The 24,200-nt window shown below is 68.2% G+C and carries 17 protein-coding genes; 3 read left to right on the top strand and 14 right to left on the bottom strand.

What is annotated here, in order from left to right; all coding sequences use genetic code 11:
* Positions 1-92: 92 nt before the first annotated feature.
* From CUR96_RS16995 to CUR96_RS16985, 3 genes are read left to right on the top strand one after another with little or no spacing between them, the layout of a single operon-like run.
* A complete protein-coding gene (locus CUR96_RS16995) occupies positions 93-995 on the top strand; it encodes a carbohydrate ABC transporter permease (RefSeq protein WP_102194524.1) in 903 nt (300 codons plus the stop codon).
* Between the two features lie 24 nt (positions 996-1,019).
* Positions 1,020-1,910: a carbohydrate ABC transporter permease gene (locus CUR96_RS16990; RefSeq protein WP_102194523.1), complete on the top strand. Its 891-nt coding sequence runs from the start codon at positions 1,020-1,022 to the stop codon at positions 1,908-1,910.
* Complete coding sequence (locus tag CUR96_RS16985) at positions 1,907-3,766, top strand: glycoside hydrolase family 127 protein (RefSeq protein WP_219722011.1); 1,860 nt, start codon at positions 1,907-1,909, stop codon at positions 3,764-3,766. The genes CUR96_RS16990 and CUR96_RS16985 overlap by 4 nt, the downstream gene beginning before the upstream one ends.
* 63 nt (positions 3,767-3,829) lie before the next feature.
* On the opposite strand, the gene CUR96_RS16980 is transcribed toward CUR96_RS16985, so the two are convergent.
* The 14 genes from CUR96_RS16980 to CUR96_RS16915 all read right to left on the bottom strand — a co-directional run bounded on the left by CUR96_RS16980 (position 3,830) and on the right by CUR96_RS16915 (position 24,156).
* Positions 3,830-4,867 (bottom strand): ABC transporter permease, encoded by a 1,038-nt coding sequence (locus CUR96_RS16980; protein WP_102194521.1) that lies wholly within the window; start codon positions 4,865-4,867, stop codon positions 3,830-3,832.
* Positions 4,864-5,943, bottom strand: coding sequence for an ABC transporter permease (locus CUR96_RS16975; RefSeq protein ID WP_102194520.1), 1,080 nt, complete (start codon positions 5,941-5,943; stop codon positions 4,864-4,866). The genes CUR96_RS16980 and CUR96_RS16975 overlap by 4 nt, the downstream gene beginning before the upstream one ends.
* Positions 5,940-7,547, bottom strand: a complete 1,608-nt coding sequence (locus CUR96_RS16970; protein ID WP_102194519.1) for a sugar ABC transporter ATP-binding protein — start codon at positions 7,545-7,547, stop codon at positions 5,940-5,942. The genes CUR96_RS16975 and CUR96_RS16970 overlap by 4 nt, the downstream gene beginning before the upstream one ends.
* 114 nt (positions 7,548-7,661) lie before the next feature.
* Entirely contained in the window at positions 7,662-8,666 is a 1,005-nt protein-coding gene (locus tag CUR96_RS16965; protein WP_102194518.1) for a substrate-binding domain-containing protein, read from the bottom strand.
* Between the two features lie 191 nt (positions 8,667-8,857).
* A complete protein-coding gene (locus tag CUR96_RS16960) occupies positions 8,858-10,402 on the bottom strand; it encodes a sugar ABC transporter ATP-binding protein (RefSeq protein WP_102194517.1) in 1,545 nt (514 codons plus the stop codon).
* The gene (locus CUR96_RS16955) at positions 10,402-11,421 is read right to left on the bottom strand and encodes a LacI family DNA-binding transcriptional regulator (RefSeq protein ID WP_102194516.1); all 1,020 of its coding nucleotides are present in this window, start codon (positions 11,419-11,421) and stop codon (positions 10,402-10,404) included. Before CUR96_RS16955 ends, CUR96_RS16960 begins: the two co-directional genes overlap by 1 nt.
* A 69-nt stretch (positions 11,422-11,490) precedes the next feature.
* The gene (locus CUR96_RS16950) at positions 11,491-13,224 is read right to left on the bottom strand and encodes an AbfB domain-containing protein (protein WP_180969090.1); all 1,734 of its coding nucleotides are present in this window, start codon (positions 13,222-13,224) and stop codon (positions 11,491-11,493) included.
* A 150-nt stretch (positions 13,225-13,374) separates the two neighbouring features.
* Positions 13,375-15,927 carry a family 43 glycosylhydrolase gene (locus CUR96_RS16945; protein WP_245861427.1) on the bottom strand — a complete coding sequence of 851 codons (2,553 nt, stop codon included), beginning with the start codon at positions 15,925-15,927 and terminating at the stop codon, positions 13,375-13,377.
* Between the two features lie 112 nt (positions 15,928-16,039).
* A complete protein-coding gene (locus CUR96_RS16940) occupies positions 16,040-17,059 on the bottom strand; it encodes a LacI family DNA-binding transcriptional regulator (RefSeq protein WP_102194515.1) in 1,020 nt (339 codons plus the stop codon).
* Between the two features lie 134 nt (positions 17,060-17,193).
* Positions 17,194-19,860, bottom strand: coding sequence for an immunoglobulin-like domain-containing protein (locus CUR96_RS16935; protein ID WP_102194514.1), 2,667 nt, complete (start codon positions 19,858-19,860; stop codon positions 17,194-17,196).
* 53 nt (positions 19,861-19,913) lie between these two features.
* Positions 19,914-22,088, bottom strand: coding sequence for a family 43 glycosylhydrolase (locus tag CUR96_RS16930; RefSeq protein ID WP_102194513.1), 2,175 nt, complete (start codon positions 22,086-22,088; stop codon positions 19,914-19,916).
* Between the two features lie 39 nt (positions 22,089-22,127).
* Entirely contained in the window at positions 22,128-22,394 is a 267-nt protein-coding gene (locus CUR96_RS16925) for an LPXTG cell wall anchor domain-containing protein (RefSeq protein WP_102194512.1), read from the bottom strand.
* A complete protein-coding gene (locus tag CUR96_RS16920) occupies positions 22,391-23,443 on the bottom strand; it encodes a WxL protein peptidoglycan domain-containing protein (protein WP_180969089.1) in 1,053 nt (350 codons plus the stop codon). The genes CUR96_RS16925 and CUR96_RS16920 overlap by 4 nt, the downstream gene beginning before the upstream one ends.
* A gap of 68 nt (positions 23,444-23,511) precedes the next feature.
* On the bottom strand, positions 23,512-24,156 hold the full coding sequence (locus CUR96_RS16915) for a hypothetical protein (RefSeq protein ID WP_102194537.1): 645 nt from the start codon (positions 24,154-24,156) through the stop codon (positions 23,512-23,514).
* Between the last annotated feature and the right edge of the window lie 44 nt (positions 24,157-24,200).

Genomic DNA, 24,200 nt, shown 5'->3' with positions numbered 1-24,200 from the left:
CCGCGATCCTCTCGCAGTGACCCGACCGCACATTCGAGGTGGGGCGGCGCTCTGCGCCGCCCCACCTCACCGAAACCCCGAAAGAGGATGAGATGACCTCCACCGCAACGGCACCGCGCCGACGGACGCGCACCGCGTTCGGCGGACCGGTGCAGGGCTGGCTGTACGCCGCCCCGACCGCGATCTTCGTCGCGCTCCTCTTCGTCGTGCCTCTCGTGCTGGTGGTGCAGATGTCGGCATCCGACTGGCCGTTGCTGAGCGGGAACCGCGGCATCAACCTTCCCGAGAACTACGTCGACGCGGTCAGCCACCGTCTCTTCTGGGACTCGATCCGATTCACGCTGCTCTACACCGTCATCACCACGGTCATCCTGATCGGACTCGGGCTGGGTCTCGCGCTCCTCGTTCAGGAGTCCACCCGCTGGAAGGGCGTCCTCCGGACAGCCTTCCTCATCCCGAGCGCTCTCGGCCTGGCATCCGCCTCGCTGCTGTTCTACGTGCTGTACTCCCCCATCGCCGGACCGTTCGCCGACCTCATGAAGGCGTGGGGGGTGACGTTCCTCGGCACCCCCGAAGGGGCGCTCTGGTCGACGATCTTCCTGATCGTCTGGCGCTACGCCGGCTTCTACATGCTGCTCATGCTCGTGGGACTTCAGGGCATCCCCGACGACGTCTACGAGGCCGCCCGCATCGACGGGGCGAGCCGCTGGCAGACGTTCCGCGACATCACCGTTCCGCTGCTGAAGCCCACATTCGCCCTGACCACCGTGATGTGCGTGACCGGATCGCTGCTCGCGTTCGAGCAGTTCTACATCCTCACCAAGGGCGGCCCCGACAACAGCACCATGACGGTCGTGCAGCTCATCTACAACGTGGCCTTCCAGGGGCAGAACAGCCTCGGCATCGCGGGCGCCCTCTCGGTGATCGTGCTGCTCGCCCTGATCGTCATCAACGTCTTCCAGCTGCGCGCATTCCGCCGCCCTGATGACGACTGAAACCAGGACTGAGAGCTGAGAACCATGTCACAGACCCTCACGCGCACGATCGTCGCGCCGAACCACGTTCCGGCGGCTCCCCGCCACCGCTCCACGGCGAAGCGGCTCGTCTACGGCATCCCGTACTGGGTGTTCACCACCGCGCTCGCCGTGATCTTCCTCTACCCGCTCATCTGGACCGGCGTCTCGAGCGTGAGCCCGCTGGCCGGCACCAGCCAGACCGACGGCTGGGGCTTCGGCAACTACGCCGCCCTCGGCGAGTACCAGGCGGGGATCTGGGTGTACCTCGGCAACTCGCTGTTCGTCTCGCTGCTCACCGTCGCGCTCACCCTCTTCATCTCGCTGCTCGGCGGGTATGCGTTCGCCCGCTTCTCCTTCCCCGGCAAGAACGCCCTGTTCCTGCTGACGCTGGCGATCCTGATGGTCCCCTACGCCACCCTGCTCATCCCGCTGTACGTGATCCTGAACGCGGTGGGACTCCAGAACTCGCTCGTCGGCGTGGCGCTCGTGATCACGATGTTCCAGTTGCCGTTCTCGATGTTCATGATGCGCATCTCGTTCGAATCGATCCCGAAGGAGATGGACGAGGCGGCGATGGTCGACGGATGCTCCAGCTGGGGGGCCCTGTGGCGGGTGCTGCTCCCGGCCGTGAAGCCGGGACTCGTGACGGTCGGCCTGTTCGCCTTCCTCACGGCGTGGAACGACTTCATGGCGCCGCTGATCCTCATCAACGACTCCAACCGGATGACACTGCCGCTGGCCGTCGCGAACCTCCGCGGCCAGGTGCAGGGTGTCGTCGACTACGGCGCCACCGAGGCGGGAGTGGTCGTCCTCGCTCTCCCCTGCATCCTGCTCTTCCTGATCCTCCAACGCCACTACGTGCGCGGCTTCATGTCCGGCGCCTTCAAAGGATGACCATGTTCGACACCATTGCACCGGCAGCTCCCGTGGTCCCCGCCCGCGGGCGACTGCGCCCCCTCGGCCTCTCGGAGGCGACCATCACCGGCGGCTTCTGGGGCGATCGGCAGCGGGTGAACGGCGAAGCCACGCTCGCGCACATCCAGGCACGCCTCGAATCCGAGGGATGGCTGCCGAACTTCGATCTCGCGGCCGCCGGGACCCTTCCCGCCGGACGCCGCGGACGCGAGTTCGCCGATTCGGAGGTCTACAAGTACCTCGAGGCGCTGGCGTGGGAGATCGGGCGGACGGATGCCGCAGCCGGCGCAGCGCTCGAGGAGCGCTTCCGCTCGGTGGTGGCGCGGATCGCGGCCGCCCAGGAGGCCGACGGGTATCTGAACACGATGTTCGGCCGTGCCGGACAGCGCGAGCGGTGGTCGGATCTGGAATGGGGGCACGAGCTGTACTGCCTCGGCCACCTGTTCCAGGCCGCGGTCGCCCGTATCCGCACCCGCCCCGACGCCGACGACGGGCTCGCCGGCATCGCCCGGCGCGCCGCGGACCTGGTCTGCCGCGAGTTCGGGCCCGATGGCCGTGATGCGATCTGCGGGCATGCGGAGGTCGAAGTCGGGCTCGCCGAGCTCGGTCGCGCGCTCGGCGAGCAGCGTCTCCTCGAGCAGGCCGCCCTCTTCGTGGAGCGGCACGGCCGCGGTACCCTGCGCGACATCGAATGGGGCCGGAAGTACTTCCAGGACGACGTTGCGGTGCGCGAGGCCGATGCGCTGCGCGGGCACGCCGTGCGCGCGAACTACCTCTCCGCCGGCGCGACGGACGTCGCCGTCGACGGTGGCGACGACGCCCTGCTGGATGCGCTGCGCAGCCAGTGGGATCGCACGGTCGAGCGACGCACCTACGTGACCGGAGGGCAGGGCTCGCACCATCAGGACGAGGCGTTCGGCGACGACTGGGAGCTCCCCGCGGATCGTGCGTATTCGGAGACCTGCGCCGGAATCGGCTCGATCATGTTCTCCTGGCGGCTGCTGCTCGCGACCGGCTCACCGCAGTACGCCGACCTCATCGAGCGCACGCTGTTCAACGTGGTGGCGACGTCTCCGGCACCCGACGGACGCTCCTTCTATTACGCGAACACCCTGCACCAGCGGGTCCCCGGCGTCCCGGCGGACCCGGAGGCGACGTCGCAGCGAGCTTCGTCCTCGCTGCGCGCGCCCTGGTTCGAGGTGTCGTGCTGCCCACCCAACGTGGCACGCACCTTCGCGAGTCTCGACGCGTACATCGCGACCGCCGACGACGAGGGCGTGCAGCTGCACCAGTACGCCCCTGCCCGGGTGCGGACGGTCCTGCCGGACGGCCGGGTCGTCGCCTTCGACGTCACGACGGCGTATCCGGCCGACGGGGTCATCCGGGTCACGATCGCGGAGGACGCGGAGTGGACCCTCACCCTGCGGGTGCCGGCCTGGGCGTCCGGTGCGAAGCTCCGCGTGCAGGGCGAGCCCGACCAGGTGGCGGAGCCCGGCGTCATCGAGGTCAGGCGCGCCTTCGAGCGCGGCGATGTCATCGAGCTCGTCCTGCCGATGCATCCGCGCGCCACCGCGCCCGATCCTCGTGTCGACGCCGCCCGCGGCTGCATCGCCGTCGAACGCGGCCCGGAGGTGCTGGCCCTCGAGTCGGTGGACTTCGGCGCCGACGTGGTGGATGCGGTCGTCACCGGTCCACCTGTGGAGCGGAACGGCCGGGTGGTGCTGCCGCTCCGTGATCGCGCGACGGATGCCGCAGCCGACGTCCCCCTGGTGGCGTATCACGACTGGGCCCAGCGGGGCCCGTCGACCATGCGGGTCTGGATCCCGACCAGCTGACCGTCACGACAGAAGGGGCCTCCCGCACATGTGTGCAGGAGGCCCCTTTCTGCGTCGTCCGCGCTATTCCTTCTTGCGCGTCACCGCGCGCTGCAGCAGCACGAAGACGAGCAGGATGCCGCCGGTGATGATCGTCGTCATCTCGGGAGGGATGCCGCCGTCGCGCGTGATCAGCACGTTCATGAGCCCGAGCACCAGCGCGCCGATGACGGAGCCGAGCACATAGCCGTAGGCGCCGGTCAGCAGGGTGCCGCCGATGACCGCCGCAGCGATCGCGTCGAGTTCCCAGCCGATGCCCGTGATGTTCTGCGCCGTGCCGAGGCGGGCCGTGTAGAGGACGGCGGCGAGCCCGGCGAGGGCGCCGCTGATGACGTAGACGAGGACCTTGGTGCGCTGCACCGACAGGCCCATCAGCAGGGCGGAGCTCTCGGAGCCGCCGATCGCGTAGACCGTGCGTCCGGTACGGGTGCGGTGCAGAACGAAGAACGCGGCGAGGACCACGATGACGGCGATGATGACGGCCGGCGTGATCACCAGGTCGTTCACCTTCGGACCGTCGACGACCTTGAGCTGGACGCCGATCCAGCGGATCGGCGAGTCCTCGCCGAGGCGTTCCGGCTTCGTGCTCAGCAGCGACGCCAGGCCGCGACCGAGGAACATCATCGCCAGCGTCGCGATGAACGGCTGCACGTTGAAGTACCGGATCAGCACACCGGAGACCACTCCGAAGAGCGCGCCGATGCCGACCATCACGACCATCACCGCGATCGCATTCCATCCGGCGTTGGCCAGCATCACGCCGGCCACCGAGGAGAACGCGATGATCGAGCCGACCGAGAGGTCGATGCCGCCTGTGATGATGACGAAGGTCAGGGCGACGGCGAGCACGATCAGGTGCGCGTTGTTGATGAGCAGGTTCGACAGGGTGCTCGCCTGCAGGATGCGGCCGTAGGCCACCTCGCCGTAGACGACCATGCCGACGAAGATCACGACGGAGGCGATCGTCGGCAGAACCGACGGGTTCGCCTGGATCATCCGGCGCACCCGGTCGAGGATGGCCACGGGTTCGTCGCGCACGCGGGCCGCGGTCAGGGCGGTCATGCCTGCACCTCCTCTTTCACGGTCTTCTGCTCGGGGGCTGCCGGCTTCTCTCTCCGGCGGGTGCGGAACCAGCTGCGAACGCGCTCCGACTGCAGCAGGCAGAGCACCACGATCACGATCGCCTTGAACGCCGGTGTCGCCGACGAGGAGACGCCCAGGAACAGCACGGTCTTGTCGAGTGTCGCGATGAGCAGGGCGCCGACGAACGCGCCGCTGAGCGAGAACTTCCCGCCGGCCAGCGACGCCCCGCCGATGACGACCGCGAGGATCGCGTCGAGCTCGAGCTGGTAGCCGGTGCGGGAGATGTCGACGGTCATCACGCTGCCGACCGACATGATGCCGGCGATGCCGGCGAGGATGCCGCTGAGGATGTAGGTGGTCAGCAGCAGGCCCTTGGGCTTGATGCCGGCCATCCGGCTGGCCTTGGGGTTGATGCCGATCGCCTCGATCATGAGGCCGAGGGCGCTGCGTCGCACGACCCAGCCGACGACGATGACGATCAGGACGGCGAGGATGAACACGACGGGGATGCCGATGAGGTAGCCGTTCGAGATCCACCGGAAGGGATCGTTGGATGCCGCGGTGTTCTGTCCGCCGGTGATGACCTTCGCGATTCCGCGGCCGGCGAGCATCAGCACGAGCGTGGCGATGAAGGGTTGCAGCCCGACGTAGGCCACGAGCACGCCGTTCACGGCGCCCAGGACGGCTGTGATCAGCAGAGCGAGACCGGCCGCGGCGAAGGCGACGCCCACGGAGGCCGAGTCGCCCGCGGCGTTCAGGAACTCCATCGACACGGCGCCGGCGACCGCCATCAGCGATCCGACCGAGAGGTCGATGCCGCCGGTCGCGATGACGAGGGACATGCCGATCGCGATCATCATGATCGGCGCCGCCTGGCGCAGGATGTCGATGAGGTTGCCGACGAGGTTGCCGTTGTTCGGGTTCACCGTCATCGCCAGGTAGGCGGGGTCCTTCACCACGTTCAGCGCGAGCAGCGCGACGATCGCCACGATGCCCCAGAAGAACGGCTTGTGGATCAGTTCACGCCAGAGCGACGTGCCGGATGCGGCGGTCATCGCGCCTCCTCCTTCTCGGTGATGTGGGCGATCGTATCGGGTGCAGCGCCCTCGGTGTCCTCGAGGGTCTCCGCGGCCGCATCCAGACCGTGGGCGGCGATCACGTCGACGATCTCCTGGGCGGTGACGTCGGGGCCGTTCTGGATCTCGCCGATCTTGCGATGATCCTTGAGGACGACGATGCGCTCGGAGAGACGCACGACCTCCTCGAGTTCGGAGGAGATGAACACGACGGCCACGCCTTCCTCGGCGAGCATCGCGACGGCCTCCTGGATCTCGGCCTTCGCGCCGACGTCGATGCCCCTGGTGGGCTCGTCGAGGATCAGCAGCTCGGGCTTGGTGGCCAGCCAGCGTCCCAGCAGAACCTTCTGCTGGTTGCCGCCGGAGAGGTTCTTGATCATCCGCTCGGGGTCGGCCGGGCGCACGTTGAGTTCGCCGATGTACTTCTCGACGATCGCATCCTGCTCCTTGCGCGACATGGGCCGGGCCCAGCCGCGTTCGGCCTGGACGGCGAGGATGATGTTCTCGCGCACGGTCAGATCGCCGATGATGCCCTCGTCGCGGCGATTCTCGGTGGAGAATGCGATGCGCCGCGCGAGTGCGTCGGCCGGCGACTTCAGATCGACCTTGGCGCCCTTGACCGAGATCGTGCCCTCGTCGGGGCGATCGGCGCCGTAGAGCAGCCGGGCGAGTTCGGTGCGGCCCGAGCCGAGCAGTCCGGCGAAGCCGACCACCTCACCGGGACGGATCTCGAGGTCGGTCGCCTCGACGGAACCGCGGCGGGCGATTCCGGATGCCGAGAGCACGGGCTTCTCGCCGGCCTCTCGCGGCGCGCGGCGACGATTGCCGCCCAGCGACTTCAGCGTGTCGAGGTCCTTGCCGATCATCGTGGAGATGAGCGCATGCCGATCGAGGTCGCGGGTGAGGAACTCGCCCTCGTACCGTCCGTTGCGCAGCACCGTGAGCCGGTCGCTGATCGCGTAGATCTGGTCGAGGAAGTGCGAGACGAAGAGGATGGCGACGCCCTGATCGCGCAGGGTCCGCATGACGGTGAACAGGCCTTCGACCTCGGCCGCGTCGAGGCTCGAGGTGGGCTCGTCGAGGATCAGGACCTTGGCCTTGATCGCCATCGCGCGGCTGATCGCGACCAGCTGCTGGAGTGCGATGGAGAGCGTCGACAGCGGCTTGTGGGTGTCGAGGTGCTCGAGCCCGAGACGGGCGAGCGCTTCGGTCGCGGCGCGATGGGTCGCGCGCCAGTTGATGCCGAACGGACCGCGGACCTCATGTCCGAGCATCACGTTCTCGCCGATCGAGAGGTTCGGCGCGAGGTTCACCTCCTGGTAGACCGTCGAGATGCCGGCTGCCTGCGCGTCCGCGGTGCCCGCGAAGCTTCGTTCGCCGCCGGCGACGACGATCGAACCGGCGTCGATCCGGTACACGCCGGTGAGCGCCTTGATCAGGGTCGACTTGCCGGCGCCGTTCTCGCCCATGAGCGCGTGGACCTCGCCCTGGAAAAGCCGGAAGTCGACGCCGTCGAGGGCTTTGACGCCGGGGAACTCGATGGAGATCCCGCGCATCTCGACGATGGGGAGTTCTTCGTTCATCGCTGACTCTCAGTTTCGAAGATGGTGTTGCCCGGGTGGCGGACGCGCCGCCACCCGGGCCGGTCGCCGGATCGCTCCGGCGGTGTGATCAGCCGGATCGCTCCGGCGGGATGATCAGTACTTGCGGTCGGCCAGGACGGCCTTGGCTGCCTCGGCGGAGTCGAACTCCTCGCTCGGCACGACGATGTACGAGTCGACCTCTTCGCCTGCGAGGGCCTTCTCGACGACCTCGAGCGCGGTCTCGCCGAACAGCGGGTTGTACTCGTGCACGTAGCTGAGCTGACCGTCGGCGAGGGCCTGCATGGCGTTCTTGGTGCCGTCGATCGTGGCGATCTTGACATCCTTGCCCACGACCAGGCCGGCCTCTTCAGCCGCCTGAGCGGCGCCGAGACCCATCTCGTCGTTCTGTGCGAACACGAGCTGGATGTTGTTGTTGTTGGCCTTCAGCATCGTCTCGAAGACGCTCTTGCCCTCTTCTGCAGACCAGTTGGCGGTCTGCGCGTCGAGCTTGGTCAGCTTCGTGTCTCCGAGGCCCTCGTCGAAGCCCTTGTTGCGCTCGTTGACGACGCCGACGCCTGCCGGGCCCTCGAGGACGACGTAGTTGCCGCCATCGGGGAACGTGGCTGCAGCCCAGGCGCCGACCTCCTTGGCGACCTCGACGTTGTCGGGGGCGATGCGGGTGACGTAGAGGCTGTCGTCATCGGGCTCGATGCCGCGGTCGAGCAGGATGACCGGGATCTCGGCCTCCTGGGCACGCTTGAGCGAGTCCTCCCAGCCGGACGCCTCGGTGGCGGACAGCAGGATGACGTCGACGCCCTCGTCGACGAACGACGTGAATGCGTCGATCTGCGACTTCTGGTCGAGGTTGGTGGCGGGCGCGTACTTGAGCTCGTATCCGGCGTCCTCCGTGAAGGTGTCCTGGATGTTCTGCTCGTTGGCCTCGCGCCATGCTCCCTCGGGACCGACGGCGACGAAGCCGACGGTGGTCAGCTCACCGGTGCCGCCTTCGCCGCCGGCGCCCTCTTCCGGCGCAGCGGTCGAGCAAGCGGCGAGACCCAATGCGAGCGCGCCGACTGCGGCCAGCCCCAGTACGGTGCGGATGCGCGTGTTCACGGACATGTTCTCCTCCTTGAGACGCCGGGGTTCTCCCCCGGCAAGCGTGTGGACCTGACGTGGTCCCCTGCGTGATTGCAGGACGCCTGGTCGAGCGCCCTGCCGCGATGTTACCGGGAACAATCAGTGGAACACAACACTTCACGTGAAGTTCTTTCAAAGTGGTGGCCGCGTTCTCGTTACCGGTCACAGTCCGGTCACAATTCTTCGGACGAACCCCTGTCTGCGGCGATCATCTCGACGACCGTGTCGACGGTCACACCCGGGCCGTTGCTGAGCTCGCCGATCTTCTCGCGGTCCTTCAGCACGATGATGCGATCGCTCAACCGCACGACCTCCTCGAGTTCGGAGGAGATGAACACCACCGCCACTCCGTCTCCCGCGAGCTGCGTGATCCGGCGCTGGATGTCGAGCTTCGCGGCGATGTCGATACCGCGCGTCGGCTCGTCGAGGATCAGCACGTGCGGGCGCACGGCCAGGGCACGCGCCAGCAGGAGCTTCTGCTGCGTGCCACCGGAGAGGAGCTTCGCCGGACGGTCGAGGTCGGCGGCATCCAGATGCAGCACCTCGACGTAGGTGTCGATCAGCGCGGCCGCCTCCGAGGGCGACAGCGGCCGCGACCAGCCGCGCAGCGCCTGCAGGGACAGCACGATGTTCTCGCGGGCCGTGAGCTCGCCGATCACCCCCTGCGTGCGGCGGCTCTCGGTCGTCATGGCGATGCGGCGCCGCAGCGCGGCGGACGGGCTGCGCAGATCGACCTTCGCTCCGTCGACCCGCATCTCACCGCTGTCGGCCCGGACGGATCCGCTCAGGAGGGACGCGAGTTCCGTGCGTCCGGAGCCGCGCAACCCCGCGAGACCGACGATCTCTCCGCGCTGCACCTCCACGTCCATCCTGTCGAGCTCACCACGACGGCCCAGGTCCGTCGCCTGCAGCACCGGCGTGGCGTCCGAGGCGTAGTGGTGGAGCTTACGCTCTGACTTCAGGGCGCGCAGACTCTCGATGTCCTTGCCGAGCATCTGCGAGATGAGGTCGGCGCGCTCGAGGTCGCGGGTGGCATGCTCCCCGATCCAGCGACCGCCGCGCAGCACCGTCATCCGGTCGCTGATCGCGAATGCCTGCTCGAGGAAGTGCGAGACGAAGAGGATCGCGACGCCGCGTTCCCGAAGGCCGCGGATCACGCGCATCAGGATGGCGACCTCAGCCTGATCGAGACTCGAGGTGGGCTCGTCGAGCACCAGAACCCGCGGATCGTCGACGACGGCCCGCGCCAGGGCCACGAGCTGCTTCTGGGCCGGCGAGAGCATCGACAGCGGAGTCTTCGGGTCGAGGTCGTCGAGCCCGAGCCGCGCCAGAGCGGCAGCGGCGTCCGCCCTCGTCCGGCGCCAGTCGATGCCGAACATGCCCCGGCGTTCTCGCCCCAGCATGACGTTCTCCCCCACGCTCAGGTTCGGGCTCAGCTGCGTCTCCTGGAAGACGGTCGCGATGCCCGCCGCCCTCGCGTCTGCCACACCCGAGAAGCGGCGCTGCTCACCGGCGACCGTGACCGTGCCGGCCACCGGGGCGCAGGTGCCGGTGAGCACGGCGATCAGCGTGGATTTGCCCGCGCCGTTCTCGCCCATCAGCGCATGCACCTCCCCCGGGAAGAGGCGGAAATCGACATCGTCGAGAGCACGCACGCCCGGGAACTCCACCGTGATGCCTTCCAGCTCGACCAGCGGCTGCGCGGCTGCGAGCGCCATCAGCGCACCTCGCGTGGCGCTGCGCTCGACGCCCGCGGCACGAGCTCGGTGGGGATGCGGGTCAGCGCCGGGATCTCGCGCTCCTCCATCGCCGCGCGGAGCATCTCGACCACGGCGCCGCCCAGCGCATGGAAGTCCTGACGCACCGTCGTCAGCGGCGGCAGGAAGTGGCGTGCCAGCGGCACATCGTCGAAGCCGACGACGCTGAGGTCGTTCGGCACCTCGAAGCCCTTGTCGTGCAGCCCGTGGATGAGCCCGATGGCCATGTCGTCATTGGCCACGAAGATCGCCGTGTAGTCGGGCAGGCGGTTCAAGCCCATGGCGAAGTCGTAGGCGAAGTCGGCGGTCCAGTCGCCCACCACGATGGGTCGCTCGCGGATGCCCCAGGACTTCGCCCTGGAGTGGAAGGCGCGTTCTCTGGCGCGGGCGTCCAGCCAGTCCAGGGGACCCGCGATGTGCAGGATGTCGCGATGGCCGAGCGAGACGAGATGGTCGACGACGAGCGTCGTGCCGGCGTGCTGGTCGATCGACACGGTGAGGAAAGTGGGATCGGCGTCGGCCTTGACCACCAGCATCGGCACGCTGAGCGTGATCCTGCGCAACGCCGCCACCGACGACGATCGCGGCGCGATCACGCAGAGCGCATCGACGCCCTGCGTGACGAGGTTGTCGACGGCATCCTGCGGGGTGAGCGCATCGCCCTCGTGCAGCGCCACGGCCGTGACCGAGTATCCGGCGGCGCGGGCGGCGAGCTCGACGGCCCGCAGGATGCTGGTCGGACCGAACGCCACCGGACTCTCGATGATGACGCCGATGCGCCGTGTGCGCTGGGTGGCGAGAGCACGAGCGACGAGATTGGGGCGGTAGTCGAGCTCCTCGATGGCCTCGAGCACGCGCCGCTTGGTGTCGGGTTTGATGTTCGGGTGATCGTTCAGCACCCGCGAGACGGTCATGTGCGAGACGCCGGCGATCACCGCCACCTGGCGGATATTGGGCTTGTCCGAGCCGACGTTCACCATGCGCACCTCCGTCGGCCCCGCCTCCGAAGATGTTACCGAGAACAGCTCCGGAGGCGCAATCGTCGTGTCTCAGTCGACCATCCGGAAGGTCGCATCGGCACGATCGCCGTCGGTGACGATGGGATCGATCCAGACCTGGAAGTTGCGATGACGCAGGTGGCGTTCGGGTCGGTTGTGCGACTGGAAGGAGGTCATCATCGAGTGCCCGAGCCCCGCCACCGGCACGAACGTCGCGTCCGCGGCGAACAGCGCTGAGCCGTCGTTCTGCGCCAGCGCGACGCGGAAGAAGCTGTGCCGGAGGAACCGGCCGGGGTGGTCGACGGACTCGAAGGAGATGCGGTGGTCCTGGTCGCCGGCGAGACCCGGGACCAGTCGGAAGCGCGACAGATCGAGAGCGGGAGCGGCCGCGAGCGACACGGCCGCGCCACTCGCCGCCAGATAGTGCGTCGGGTGGGTGAGCGCCTGCAGCCGGGAGATGCGCTCCCCCGCGGCAGGGGCCGCCGCAGTCAGCGTCCCGAACCCCAGTGCGTCGTAGCCGCCCGAGTTCGGACCGTAGTCGCCGCCGCCGCCTTCGGCGCGCACCGTCTGCACCATCTGCGTCGTCCACGGCGCTTCGAGTCCGCGCCTGCCGACGTAGTGGCCGAGGATGAGCTCCCAGACCGGACGTCCCTGCCCTCGGGCGTTCGCGCCCGGAACGGTCTGAGTCTGCCAGCCGGCGTGCGCCGCCGTGGTGCTCGGGCCGGACTGCCACGTGTACGGGGTGAACGGCACGTCGTGTCCGAGGTTGTACTTGGCGACGTATTCCGCAGCTTTCAGGAAGCGGTTGTCGTCTGCACCCCAGAGGTCGATCCCCTGGTTCCAGGCCATCTCGCAGATCGTGCCCATGAGCCCGATTCCCATGATCGAGTGTGCCTGGTCACGCCCGCTCTCCTGCCACTGCGCGAGCCCCTCCTCCTCGTAGACGAACGGAACGGCGTGCGGAAGCGAGCCGTTGCCCGCGCCGTTGTGGAAGTAGTCCACGGCCCGGTCCACGAGGTCGTCGCGGTCGGCGAAGATCCCGATGGCGAGGACTGACGCCATGTTGCAGAGATCCCAGTTCGCCCAGTAGTTCGTGATCACCGCGCCGTTGTGGTTGGTCAGGAAATGCTCGTTCATCGGAAGGAAGATGTTCAGCAGCATCGCGCGGAACGCGTCGCGCTGGAAGTCCGGGCGGTCGCGGACCAGCTCGGCGGCGTTCGCGAACTGGTAGCCGTAGATGCCTGCTGCGAGGAACCGATCGGCGTTCCCGCTGAGCGTGGTGAGGGTCGACGACCACGTGTTGAGGATGCGCACGGCTGCGGCACCGTGCTCCTCGATTCCCGTCGCGTGCCAGCGCAGCGCGTTCTGGTAGGCGGCGTGGATGTCGGTCACCATCGGCATGTAGTTCGACCCGTCGCCACCGCGGATCACCACGGCCGACGGACGCGGATTCCATCCCGCGCCGGATCGTCCGTTCGCGGCGAGGCGCTGGAAGCCGGCGAGCCAGGGCTGGGTCTGGGCATCCACCCGGCCGGCGATGTCGGCCAGATCGGACGCCGTATGCAGCAATCCGGGATGCGCGTAGGTCGAGTCGAAGAGCGCGGTGTGCGCAAGATGCGGCTGCCGCGAAGCGGTGACCGCTGCCGCCGCCGGCGCGGCGGCGAGTGCGCTGACCCCGATTCCGCCGAGCGTGGCGGCACCCGTCACCAGCGCGACGCGTGCCAGCAGACCCCGCCGCGTGATCCCTCGGGCCGCCGCAGCGGCATTGATGTTCGTCGACTCCATCGTCGTCTCCCTCTCGCATCGGCGGGCCCTTCGCTCGCCTGCGCTTGAAGTTAGCGCTAACAAACACTCAGGGTCAAGCACTCCACCCGCCGGCACGCAGAAGGACCCGGGCACCGCCCGGGTCCTTCCTCGCCTCAGAGCGTCAGAGGATCAGCCGCATGCGGCCGCCTCGGTGTCGACCTTTCGCTGCACCTGCACCTGTTCGCCACCGACCGTGGCCGTGGCCTCGACCGTCACCTCGCCGGCCGGGATGGTGGCCGCGCGGGTGTTGATCGCGACGGACTTTCCGGCATCCGGCGTCACCGTGCCGAGATCGCGCCGCCCGTAGTCGGACACCGCGGTGAACGCGATGCCCACGGCATCATCGTTCACCACCCGAACGGTCTGGGTCAGGTTCTTACCAGCGACGCAGCGCGTGGTCACCTCCACCGAGAACGCCAGCGAGGCGGCCTCAGTGAAAGACCAGTTGTCGACCTCGGCGAGATCGGTCGTCGCCTCGGCTCCCTCCGGGCCGGCGAAGACGAAGAACACATCGTGCTCTCCGGTGGCGCCTGTCACGGCAGCCTCCACGCTCGTCCACTCCCCGACGGTCCCCTCCACGGGGATCTCGGCGACGACCGGGCCGTCCACATCGTCCAGACGCACCTGGATGCTGCCACCCGCGACGAGAGGCTTCACCGTGGCCGAGACCGTTGCGGCACCCGTCCCGAAGTCCACGCCCGCGATACCGGCGAAGTCCCCGTCATCGACGGCGGAGAGCATCATGTTGCCTCCACCGTTGTGCTCGGGGAACTCAACAGACGCCGCATCCGTCTTCGCCACGCTGATCCCGCGCTGCCACGCGAGAGTCTCGGCCTCGAAGGTGCGGTACGGGTCGAAGCTCTCGACCTGCTCGACGCCGGCACGGGTTCCGGTCACCGGCTTGATGGTGCCGTCCGCGTTGAACTCGAGCTTGTCGATGTGCACCGAGCGGTAACCCTGGGTGGCACCGGGCGTTCCCAGTGCTGCCGCCCATGCCGCACCCCTGGTCTGCGCGTGGTAGGTGAAGTACGTACCGCCCTTGTAGTCGAACATGTCGGAGTGGTTGTTGCCCCCGTTGCCCGCGCCGAAGAAGGTGGACGGGTTCTGGAAGGCCACGCCCGCGTACTGCGCTGCCGTGAGATCCATCGGGTCATCGGTCATCATGTACGCGATCGCACCCCGTGACGGGTACGCCCCCGGCACCTCGTTGACCTGGAAGTTCGACGAGTACGAGTAGTAGTACTTGCCGTCGTGCTTGAACATGCTCGAAGCCTCGAACATGCCGGGTCCGTCGATCTCGACCGGGTCGCCGTCGAGGGTGACCATGTCGTCCTGCAGCTTGACCACCCGGGTCGACTTCGGGTTCTGTGGCCCCTGCACGTTCGGCGCGGTGCCGATCTGCGAGTTGCCGCCGAAGTACAGGTAGCCCTGTCCGTCGTCGTCGATGAACACCTCGGGATCGAACAGCCACATCCCGGCCGGGAATCCGCCGCCGGCGATGTACTCGGGCGACACGGTGTCCGGGATGATCTTCTTCCCGAGCGGGTCCTCCCACGGCCCGAGGGGCGAGCCGCCCACGACCACGGCCGTTCCCGTTCCGCTGTCGCAGAAGTACAGGTAGACCTTGCCGTCCTTCTCGATCGCGGCAGGTGCCCACGAGTTCCGGCTCCACGGCGCCGCGCCGCCTTCACGGGCGACGGGAACCGTGCCGTGATCGACCCAGTTGACCATGTCACTGGTGGACATCACGTTCAGCCGGGTGATCCCGCCGTAGCCGTTCGACTGCGTCGGCAGCCCGTTCGCATCCTTGCTGTTCAGCTCGTACTGCTGCGTGTCGTCCGTCGAGTAGATGTACAGGCGGCCGTTGTAGACGAGGTGGTGCGGATCGGCGCCGAACTTGTGGCCGACCAGAGGGTTGTGGTCGCCGACCGGCTTGGTCTGCACGTTCTCCAGGCCGGAGAAGTCAGGGCCTTCCGGCGCATCGGCGATCTTGATGAGGGAGAGCTCGTCGACGTTGAACGCCTGCAGTGCGCTGGAACCCCACGGAGTCTCGACGAAGAGCCAGTCGGCGGCGACGTGCTTCGCCTCGGCGGTGAACTCCCGCGAGAAGCTGCCCCACTCACCCTTGGTGAAGCTCTGACCGTAGTCGGCGCAGCCGTTGAAGTTCGCCGGGCAGAATGTGAAGTTGAACTGCTGGGTGGCATTGCCCTCGTCGAACTTCAGCTTTCCGGTCAGCCGGTACACGGCGCCGAGTTCGACCTTGCCGGTGACACTGGCGAACGGGCCGGACTGGGTGTTCGCGCGGGCGGTCACCTGCAACGAGTTCGTGCCGCTCGCGGCATCCTGACTCAATGCCAGCGTGCCACCGCGCGGTGCGGTCCATCCGGTGAAATCGCTCACGAAGCGACCGTCCGGCAGCAGGTTCCCCGGCACAGCAGGCGGCTCCTCCCCCGCCGTCACGACCTCGCCGGCCATCGGCACCACGCCGGAGATCACCCCGGCGAATGCTCCGCTGTCCACGATTCCTGCCGGTGCACCGTACGCCGCGCTGCTGCCGAAAGCCGCCATGGGAGATGCGACGAGCGCGGCGGCACCCACCAGCGCCGTGGCGAGTCTCATCGCCCTGCCTCGCGATCGTCTGGGACGCGGCGCCGTACGGGCGCCGTCGATGATTGTCTTCATGCGGTCTCCTCCTCGAGATGCGGCGCGAGACGCCGACAGCTCGGATGTTACCGGTATCAGAAAACGGGGGGCAACGGTTTCGAAAAGCCTTGACAGCGTTCGTGCGAAGTGTTCAGACGCGCGGCGGCGCCGTCGAGGCACGCACCACGAGTTCGGGCTGGATGAGCTCGCGCAGCTCCGATTCGCCGCCGTCGATGGCGATCAGCAGTTCGCGCATCACCAGTCTTCCGACAGCGGCGAAGTCCTGACGCACCGTGGTCAACGGCGGCAGATAGTGCCGCGCGTCGGGGAGATCATCGAAGCCGACGACGCTGATGTCTTCGGGCACCCGGAGGCCGCGCTCCGCGAGACCGTGGATGAAGCCGAGCGCCATCTGATCATTCGCGACGAAGACGGCAGTGGCGTCGCCGAGTTCGAGATTCCGCCCGAACTCGTATCCGGAGTCGGATGACCAATCGCCGATGGCGAGGTCGCGCACCGGAAGGCCGTCCTCCTCCAGGCAGCTCCGCCAGGCCTCGGTCCGCGCCTTGGCTTCGAGCCAGTCCTGCGGACCGGCGACATGCAGGATGATGCGGTGCCCGAGATCGATGAGGTGCCGCACCGCGGCTGTCGCACCGGCACGCTGGTCGACGGCGACCGTGTGCATGCGGGCATCCGGCTCTTCCTTCACGACGAGCGTGGGCACGGTCGTATGCCGCACGGCATCCAGTGACGAAGCTCGAGGCGCGATCACGCACAGGGCGTCGATTCCCTGCGTGACGAGCTCCAGCACTCCGGCATCGATGCCGCCGGCCTCGGCGTCGCCGACCGAGAAGGCGCTGACCGCGTATCCCTCAGCGCGCGCCGCGGTCTCCACTGCTCGAAGGGTGCTGTTGGGGCCGAACTGCTCGGGGTTCTCGACGATCGCGCCGATCCGCATGGACCTGCGTGTCGCGAGGGCGCGGGCGATCGAACTGCGGGTGTAGTTGAGCTGCTCGATCGCATCCATGACGCGGCGCCTGGTCGATTCCCGGATGTTGGGGTGGCCGTTGAGCACGCGCGACACGGTCATGTGCGAGACGCCGGCACGATCGGCGACGTCGTAGATGCTCGGACGCGCAGAGTCGCCGGAGGGCGCCGAACCGTTGCTCATTCTTCCCCCATCCCGTGACCGCGAACATCGCAAGACTACCGGGGTGGCGGGGAAGGGCGCGCTGAGCCGCGCTGGGGCGATTCGCCCAGCGCGGCTCAGTGCGGTGCGGTCGGTGCTCGGTTCCTGATCTCCTGTCAGCCGCAGGTGCGGGCGTCGTAGAAGGTGCTCGCGGAGTACGAAGCGCCACTCGCCGTGCCGTCGACGGCGACGGATGCCGCCTCGATCGCGCTCTGCCTGCTCGACACGGTCTGCGTCACCGTCTTGCCCGGCTGCACTGCCTTGACCGTCTTGACTCCGAAGGGCGTCGAGATGACGACATCGGCCGCCCTGGTGTCCTCGTTCGTGACGGAGACGGCGAGGGAGGCCTTGCCTGCCACGCAGCGCGTGGTGACGGCGGAGCTCAGCTTCAGGTCGGGGTCGATCCCGACGCCGGCGTAGTGGAACATCACCCGCTGGTACTCCGCCGCCGTGATCGGCACGATGCCGCCATGACGCTTCTTGATCGCACCGAGGTTGACGTCGGTCGCCTTGCTCCACACCGTGCTGGAGGTGGAGGCGAGGTCGGTCGTGCGGAAGGGCACGTAGCCGCGTCCGGTCGCGTACTGGTCGGCGAGCAGCCCGTAGAGCTGCTGCGCGCCGGCACGGTCGTCGTCGTTGTACTGGAAGAACTCCGGCCCTTCGAGGCAGGCGCCGGTGTAGTTGGTGCCGGCGGCACAGGTGCCACTGCCCGTCAGGATCGACTGCAGCGTGCCGACCAGCACCCACTGCTGGTCGGTGCCCGTGGCGGCCGGCAGAGCCGACGCGGTGGTCGCTGCGAGGTTCTTGGACCGCTCGATCGTGATCTCGCCGTCGCCCGAAGCGCGGTAGTACCAGTCGCCGACCTTGATCACCGTGGTGTCGATGATGGAGTGCTGGCGATCGATCCACTTCACCGGGGTCGAGAAGGTGCGGAAGTCGCGCGTTGTCGAGAGGTAGATGTCGACGCTGTCTCCGAACGCGGTGTTCCCGTCGGCGCGGGTGGCCCAGTACACGTAGTACTGACCCGTGACCTCGTCCCAGATCGCCTCGGGCGCCCAGGCCATGCCGGCATTCGGGATCTCGCCTGCGACGTCGGCGAGACGCGGTTCGCTCCAGTTCACGAGGTCGGTGGACTCCCAGATGACGAGCTCGGTCGAGCCGTCCTCGGTGGCGTGGGCGTTGCCCCAGCCACCGCGGTGGTAGATGCTCAGGTCGGTGGCGATCAGGTAGAACCGGTCGCCCTCCGGCGAGCGCACCAGGAACGGGTCGCGCACGCCGCCCTCGCCTTCGCCGGCGTCGCGCTCGGTCGACAGCACGGGAGAGCCGGCAGGGCGGGTGTCGGTGAAGGTCTTGGCGTCGCGACTGGTGGCGAAGTAGATCTGCTCGTCGGACGCAGAGCCCTCCGTGCCGGTGAAGTGGGCGAAGATGTAGTCGGTCGTCGCAGGCATGTCGTAGGCCGCACGGACCACGAGCGCGATGTCGCGGGTGGCGGTCTCGCCATCGATGGTCGCGTTGACGGTCAGCGTCACCTTGACGTCGCCGCCCTCCGGACGCGTCACGATTCCGGGCGCGGTCTGCGCGGTGCCGGTCACGTCGACGATCGACGGTGCGGAGCTCTGCCAGGTCAGCACGGAGCCGTAGCGGGACCCGGATGCGGGGAGCGCGAAGTTCGAGCGGATGTCGTCGGCATCCGCGATGCTGATCGCGTCGAGGTCGCGCTGGGCTTTGTCCGAGGCCGCGGGATCCGCGAGCACGGTCACGTCGAAGGTGCGCGGTGTGCTCTGCACTCCGCGCACGGCGGAGACAGCGGTGAGGGTGACGACGGTGTCGGCTTCCGGCTGCGTCACGGCGCCGTCGGGGCCGACGATGCCCGGTTCCGACGAGGTCCACGTCACGCCGCCGGCCGTGGGCAGTGTGAGGTCCGTCTCCACGGCGTCGAGGCTCTGCGCGTTGGCGGCGGCGAGATCGATCGCGGCGACCGTCTCGGTCGCGGCGCTCGCGGCATCCGTCGCTGCGATCTCGGTGAGCGTCGCCGCCGGCAGCGCCTCCTCGTACACGCGGAACGTCGAGACCTTGCCCTGGTAGAGGCTGTCCGTGGAGTAGGCGCTCTTGCCGATGTAGTTGACGGTGTGCGTCAGCAGGTCGGTGAGGTTGACGCTCGAATCGGTCTTCTCAGCCACCTGCGCGCCGTCGATGAACAGCCGCAGGGTCGAGGTGGTGCCGTCGGGGTTCTTCGCGATGGTCGCGGCGACGGACTGCCACTGCCCTTCGACGAGCTTCGTCGCCGACGTGACGGTCTGCTCGCCCGACCAGTTCGTCTTGGTGATCGCGACGCGAGGCGCGACGGGCTGGATGAAGAACTGGCCCTGGCCGCTCGACGGGCCGGCCGTGCCGCCGATGTTCCACAGGAACTTCGCGCCGGTGAGCGCCTGGGGCGACGTCTCGATGACGATCGTCGCCGCGCTCCGCCCGGCCAGCAGGTCGTTCGGCATCTTCACGTGGTTGGCGCCGGTGAACTGCATGTATCCGCTGTTCCAGGCGTCGCCGCCGACCACCGTGGCGTCGTTGCCGTGCGTGCTCGCGTCGTGCACGGTGGTGCCGCTCGCCTCCGAGAAGTCGTACAGCGCCACGAGCGACGCCGGTTCGTCGGCTGCCAGGGTACGCACCGAGGCGGCGTACGCCGCCGCCGGTGCTGTGAGCGCCAGGCCCCCCACCAGCGCGACGCCCAGTGCGCTCGCGATCACGCGCCGGCCGCGGCTGCGCGTCTGTTCAGAACTCATCATGAGAACCCCTTCGTTCTTTCGTGCATCGGAGTGTGTGCGTGTGTGTCGGTGGTTCAGCCGCAGGCGCGGGCCGAGTAGGACTCTGTGATCTCGGTCGCGCCCTGCCCGCTGGTCGCCACCGCGATGGCGGAGCCTGCATCGATCGACGCGAGCCTCGTGGAGATCGCCACCGACGACGACGCGCCCGGTTTCACCTCTGCGACGGTCTTCGTGCCGTGGGGCGTGCTGATCTCCACGCTCACGGCAGCATCGTCGCTGTTCCAGGTCTGCGCGACGAGCGTCACCTTTCCGGCGGTGCAGCGCGTGCTGAGGGCGACCTCGACGTCGGGCCCGGTCGGCGGCAGCTCCACGATCTGCGCCGGCACGCTCTCGAGCGTCGGAACGACCGGCTTCATCAGGCCGTCGGCGCCGAACTCGAGCCTGTCGATGGTCGTCTCGCGGTTGTTGCCGTTGCCGCCGGGAATCGCGAACCGGTGATAGGCGATGTACCAGTCATCCGTGCCGGGGACGTTGATGATCGAGCTGTGACCGGGGCCCTTGATGCCGAGGCTCAGGTCCTTCTGCAGGATCACTCCGCGGTAGGTCCACGGCCCGTTCATGCTCGTCGCCGTGGCGTACCCGACGCGGTAGTTCTCCGAGCCGGTGTCGTCGATCGCGTAGGTGAGGTGGTACAGCCCGTTGCGATGGTTGAAGAAGACCCCTTCACGGAAATCGGTCAGCCCGGTGATCCGCTGGTAGCTTCCCGGTTTGATCGAGACCATGTCGTCGCCGAGCTCGGCGAGCACGGGCGATCCGTTCCCCCAGCCCAGGTACCACCTCCCGGTCACGGGGTCGTGGAAGGCCGCAGGATCGATCGCCTGGCCCGAGGTGACGGTCTCGTTGTTGAGGATCATCGCGGTGGGCTTCGCGACGAAGGGGCCATACGGGCTGTCCGCCACGGCGACGCCGATCGTCTTGCGATTCAGGCTCGCGTTGTGACCGCTGAAGTAGAAGTAGTACTTCCCGTCGCGCTCGATGATGGTCGGCGCCCATGCGTTGCCCGTAGCCCACGGCACGTTGCCGTTCGCGCCGTCGAGCGTCAGGAAGGGCTGCTCGGAGCGGACCCAGTCCACCAGGTTCTTCGAGCTCCAGACATAGAACTCCTTGCCTCCCCACCCGGCGTAGCCGTCGGAGGTCGCGTAGATGAAGTAGGTGTCGCCGAAGACCGCGATGTTGGGATCTGCGTAGAGACCGGGCAGCACCGGGCTGTTCACCACGCGCGCCTCGATCGTCCAGGTCGCCGTCTCCCCTCCCTGGCCGGTGAGCGTGTATGTCACCGGAGCTGCCAGATCGACGGCGGTGCCGGATGCCGGCGAGACCGTGACGCCGTCGGCCGCGCCGAATGTCGGGGCGAGCGCGGTCACGTCCGTCCCCTTCAGCACCGGAAGCACGACCGTGTGCGCTGCCGCGTTCACGATCGGAGCCAGCTTGAGCGCTGAGGGGTCGGCGAGCGAGACATCGATCAGCTGATCCGTCACACCGGCGTTGCCCAGCACCTCGGTTGCCGACAGCGCCCGGTCGTAGACGCGCACGTCGTCGAACCAGCCCTTGAAGTATTCGTCGCCGGCGTAGAACGACTTGCCGAGGTATCCGGCGAGGTTCATGCCGAGCTGTTCCACCGTCGCGCGCAGTGCCGCGTTCTCACCGAGCTTCACACCGTCGGCGTACACCGTCATGGTGGCGCCATCGAAGACGACGTCGATCCGGTGCCACTGCCCGCTCGACACGGTGCCGGTCACCGCGGACTCGTTCTGCCACGAGGACTGCGTGATGGCGCTGCGCACATCGGAACCACGCACCCGGAGGAAGTGGTACCTGTTGGAATCCGCACCGAACGCGAACGTGAAGAAGTTTCCGCTGGTCTTCTCGGACTTCACATCCATCGACACGGTCATGGTGCTGCGCCCATCGAAGAACCCGAGCGGGAACGCGGCGAAGCCGTTGGCGGTGCCGTCCAGTCGCAGCGCCTGCCCCCTCTCCGCGTCGGTGGCGACGACCGCCGTGCCGCTCGGGGTGAGGTCGGCCCCGCCGATCGAGTCCTCAAGGGTGCCGCCGTCGAAGGTGTATTCGGCGATGGGCCCCTGCTGTGCCTCCGCGGCCGCGGGCTGCGCGACGATCGCGGCCGCTGCGACGACGAGGGTGAGCGCGGCGAGCCCCGCGATGGTCCGTCTGGTGAAGGTCTGCATCATTGCACTTCCTTGGATGTCCGGCAGCTGCCGGACAGAGGGTCAGAGGATGGCTCGCGAGGGCCGGCCTGGTCGGTTCCGGATGCGACGGCGGATCGTCCTGACCGCCAGGAATGCGATGCCGGCGACGATCAGCACGACTCCGACGGCCAGCAGAAGCCCTGGCGTCTCGATGCCTGTCGCGGGGAGGCCGCCGCACGACTCCATGCATGCGCGCGGGAGGATCTCGACGTGGATGTAGACGCCGACCGTTCCGTCTGCGAGTTCACCGCCCTCGCCCTCCAGGGCTGCGATCGCGGACGGATTCATACGCTCTCCGCCTGCGCGTGGGATTCCCTGAGCGCCTGCTCACGGCCACGCTCGACGGCCTTCTCGATGAGGCCGTCGATCCGCCGACGCGAGCGGATGCGGTTCCACAGCAGTGCGATCAGCAGGAGCGCGACACCGAGGACGATCAGGAGATGCGGCCAGGGCACGGCCCAGAGGAACTGAGTGGTCGTCGCGGCGGCGACGACGGCCGCTTCGTCGGCGGAGGAGGACACCACCGGTGCGACGGTGAGATCGGCGGGGAAGCCGAACAGCGGCCACACGTCATCGATGGCCAGCGCGTACGACCTCTCCTCGCCCGGCAGGAGTTCACTGCGGCGCTCCCCCTCGGCCGGGAAGGCGATCGTCTGACCGGCGACGTCGAGCGCGCCCTCGACCATCAGCCGCGTGTTGCCCGTGTTGACCACGGTGAAGGTCGTCGAGATGTCACCGGGGCGGAACGGGTTCCAGGAGAGCAGATAGTCGGTCTGCACCTTCTCGACGGAGAACGCGGGCCTCAGCGGGCCGGTGACCTGAGTCATCACCTTGAACCCGACGCGGCTCTCCACGCCCACCCCGGTGCCCTCGCCCTGCGCTCCGGAGATCACCGACGCGGTGATGCCCGCGGCATGATCGCCCGGCTCGGCGTCCTCGGGGACCGTCAGCGAGAACGGAACCACCGCTGTCGCTCCCGGAGCGACGGTGACGCTCTCCGGCAGAGTGATCCAGGTTCCGGCCGCCACCGACTCCTGATCGGAGCGGAGCATGTCGAACCGGCCGTTCGCATTGTAGAAGCCGTCGGCGGCGGAAAGGCGGAAGGTGACCTGCTCGGCACCGAGGTTGCGTACCGCGAGGTGATCGTCGACGGTCTCACCGGGGTCGATCGCATGCTCCACGAACACGCGACCGTCCGGCCCGGACTCGTCTGCCGGAGTCACCGACCACGAGATCGGCGCGTCGTCCTCGGCGGCAGCCGCCGCGGCGGGTACGCCGAGCAGGGCGAGCGCGGCCAGCGCGCTCACCAGCACCGAGCGGAATCGCACAGAGTTCACGGGAGTCCTGATCAGGTGAGGGGGGGCTGGGCCGGTCGCCCGGACCCAGCCCCTCGTCGGGAAGATGCTCAGAACGCGTCTTCGAAGAGCGACAGCGTCAGCAGCGACGTGTAGCTGCCGGGAGCGACGTTCACGTCGGTCTTGAGGACGAGGCCGGCGTTCGCCGTCCACTGCCCGGCGGCGGCCTTCGCCTCGGCCGAGTCGAGCGCGAGCTGCAGCATCTCCTGGCCCACGAGCCCGACGTTGTTCGGCACCGGCGGGGTCGGGTCGTCCTTCGACGTTGCGACGGCGTCACCGGCGGTGACCTCGCCGTTGCCGGTGGTCACCAGAGCCGGGGTCCAGCCGAGGTGGTCGGGGGTGATGTTCGGCTGCCCGGCGGCTCCGGTGAAGTCACCGGCCTGACCCGTGACGTACCAGTACACGCCGGCCGGCACGTCGGTGCGGGTGTCCGTCACCGTCACGTTCGGCAGGGTGCCGGTGAACTGACGGTATGTGGCCGTCGAGCCCGTCTCGGTCAGCACGGATTCGGTGCCATCGACCGTCAGGCTCAGCGCACCGCCCGCCACGGGTGCGATGTCGACCTTGACGTCGACGCCCGAGCTGTCCTCCTCGTCCGGCCACGCCGCGAAGGCGGCACTGCCGACGCCTGCCAGCAGCACTCCGCCGAGGATGCCTGCGGCGCAACGTGCCGCGGTTCCCTTGGTGATCTTCATGGTTACTCCCATTCCTCGGTCGGCATCAGCCGTGCCGAATCAGC

Source organism: Microbacterium aurantiacum, from assembly GCF_002872075.1.
GTDB classification, from domain to species: Bacteria; Actinomycetota; Actinomycetes; order Actinomycetales; family Microbacteriaceae; genus Microbacterium; species Microbacterium aurantiacum_A.
The sequence above is the reverse complement of the archived record's forward strand: the minus strand, read 5'-3'. Positions and strand labels throughout refer to the sequence as shown.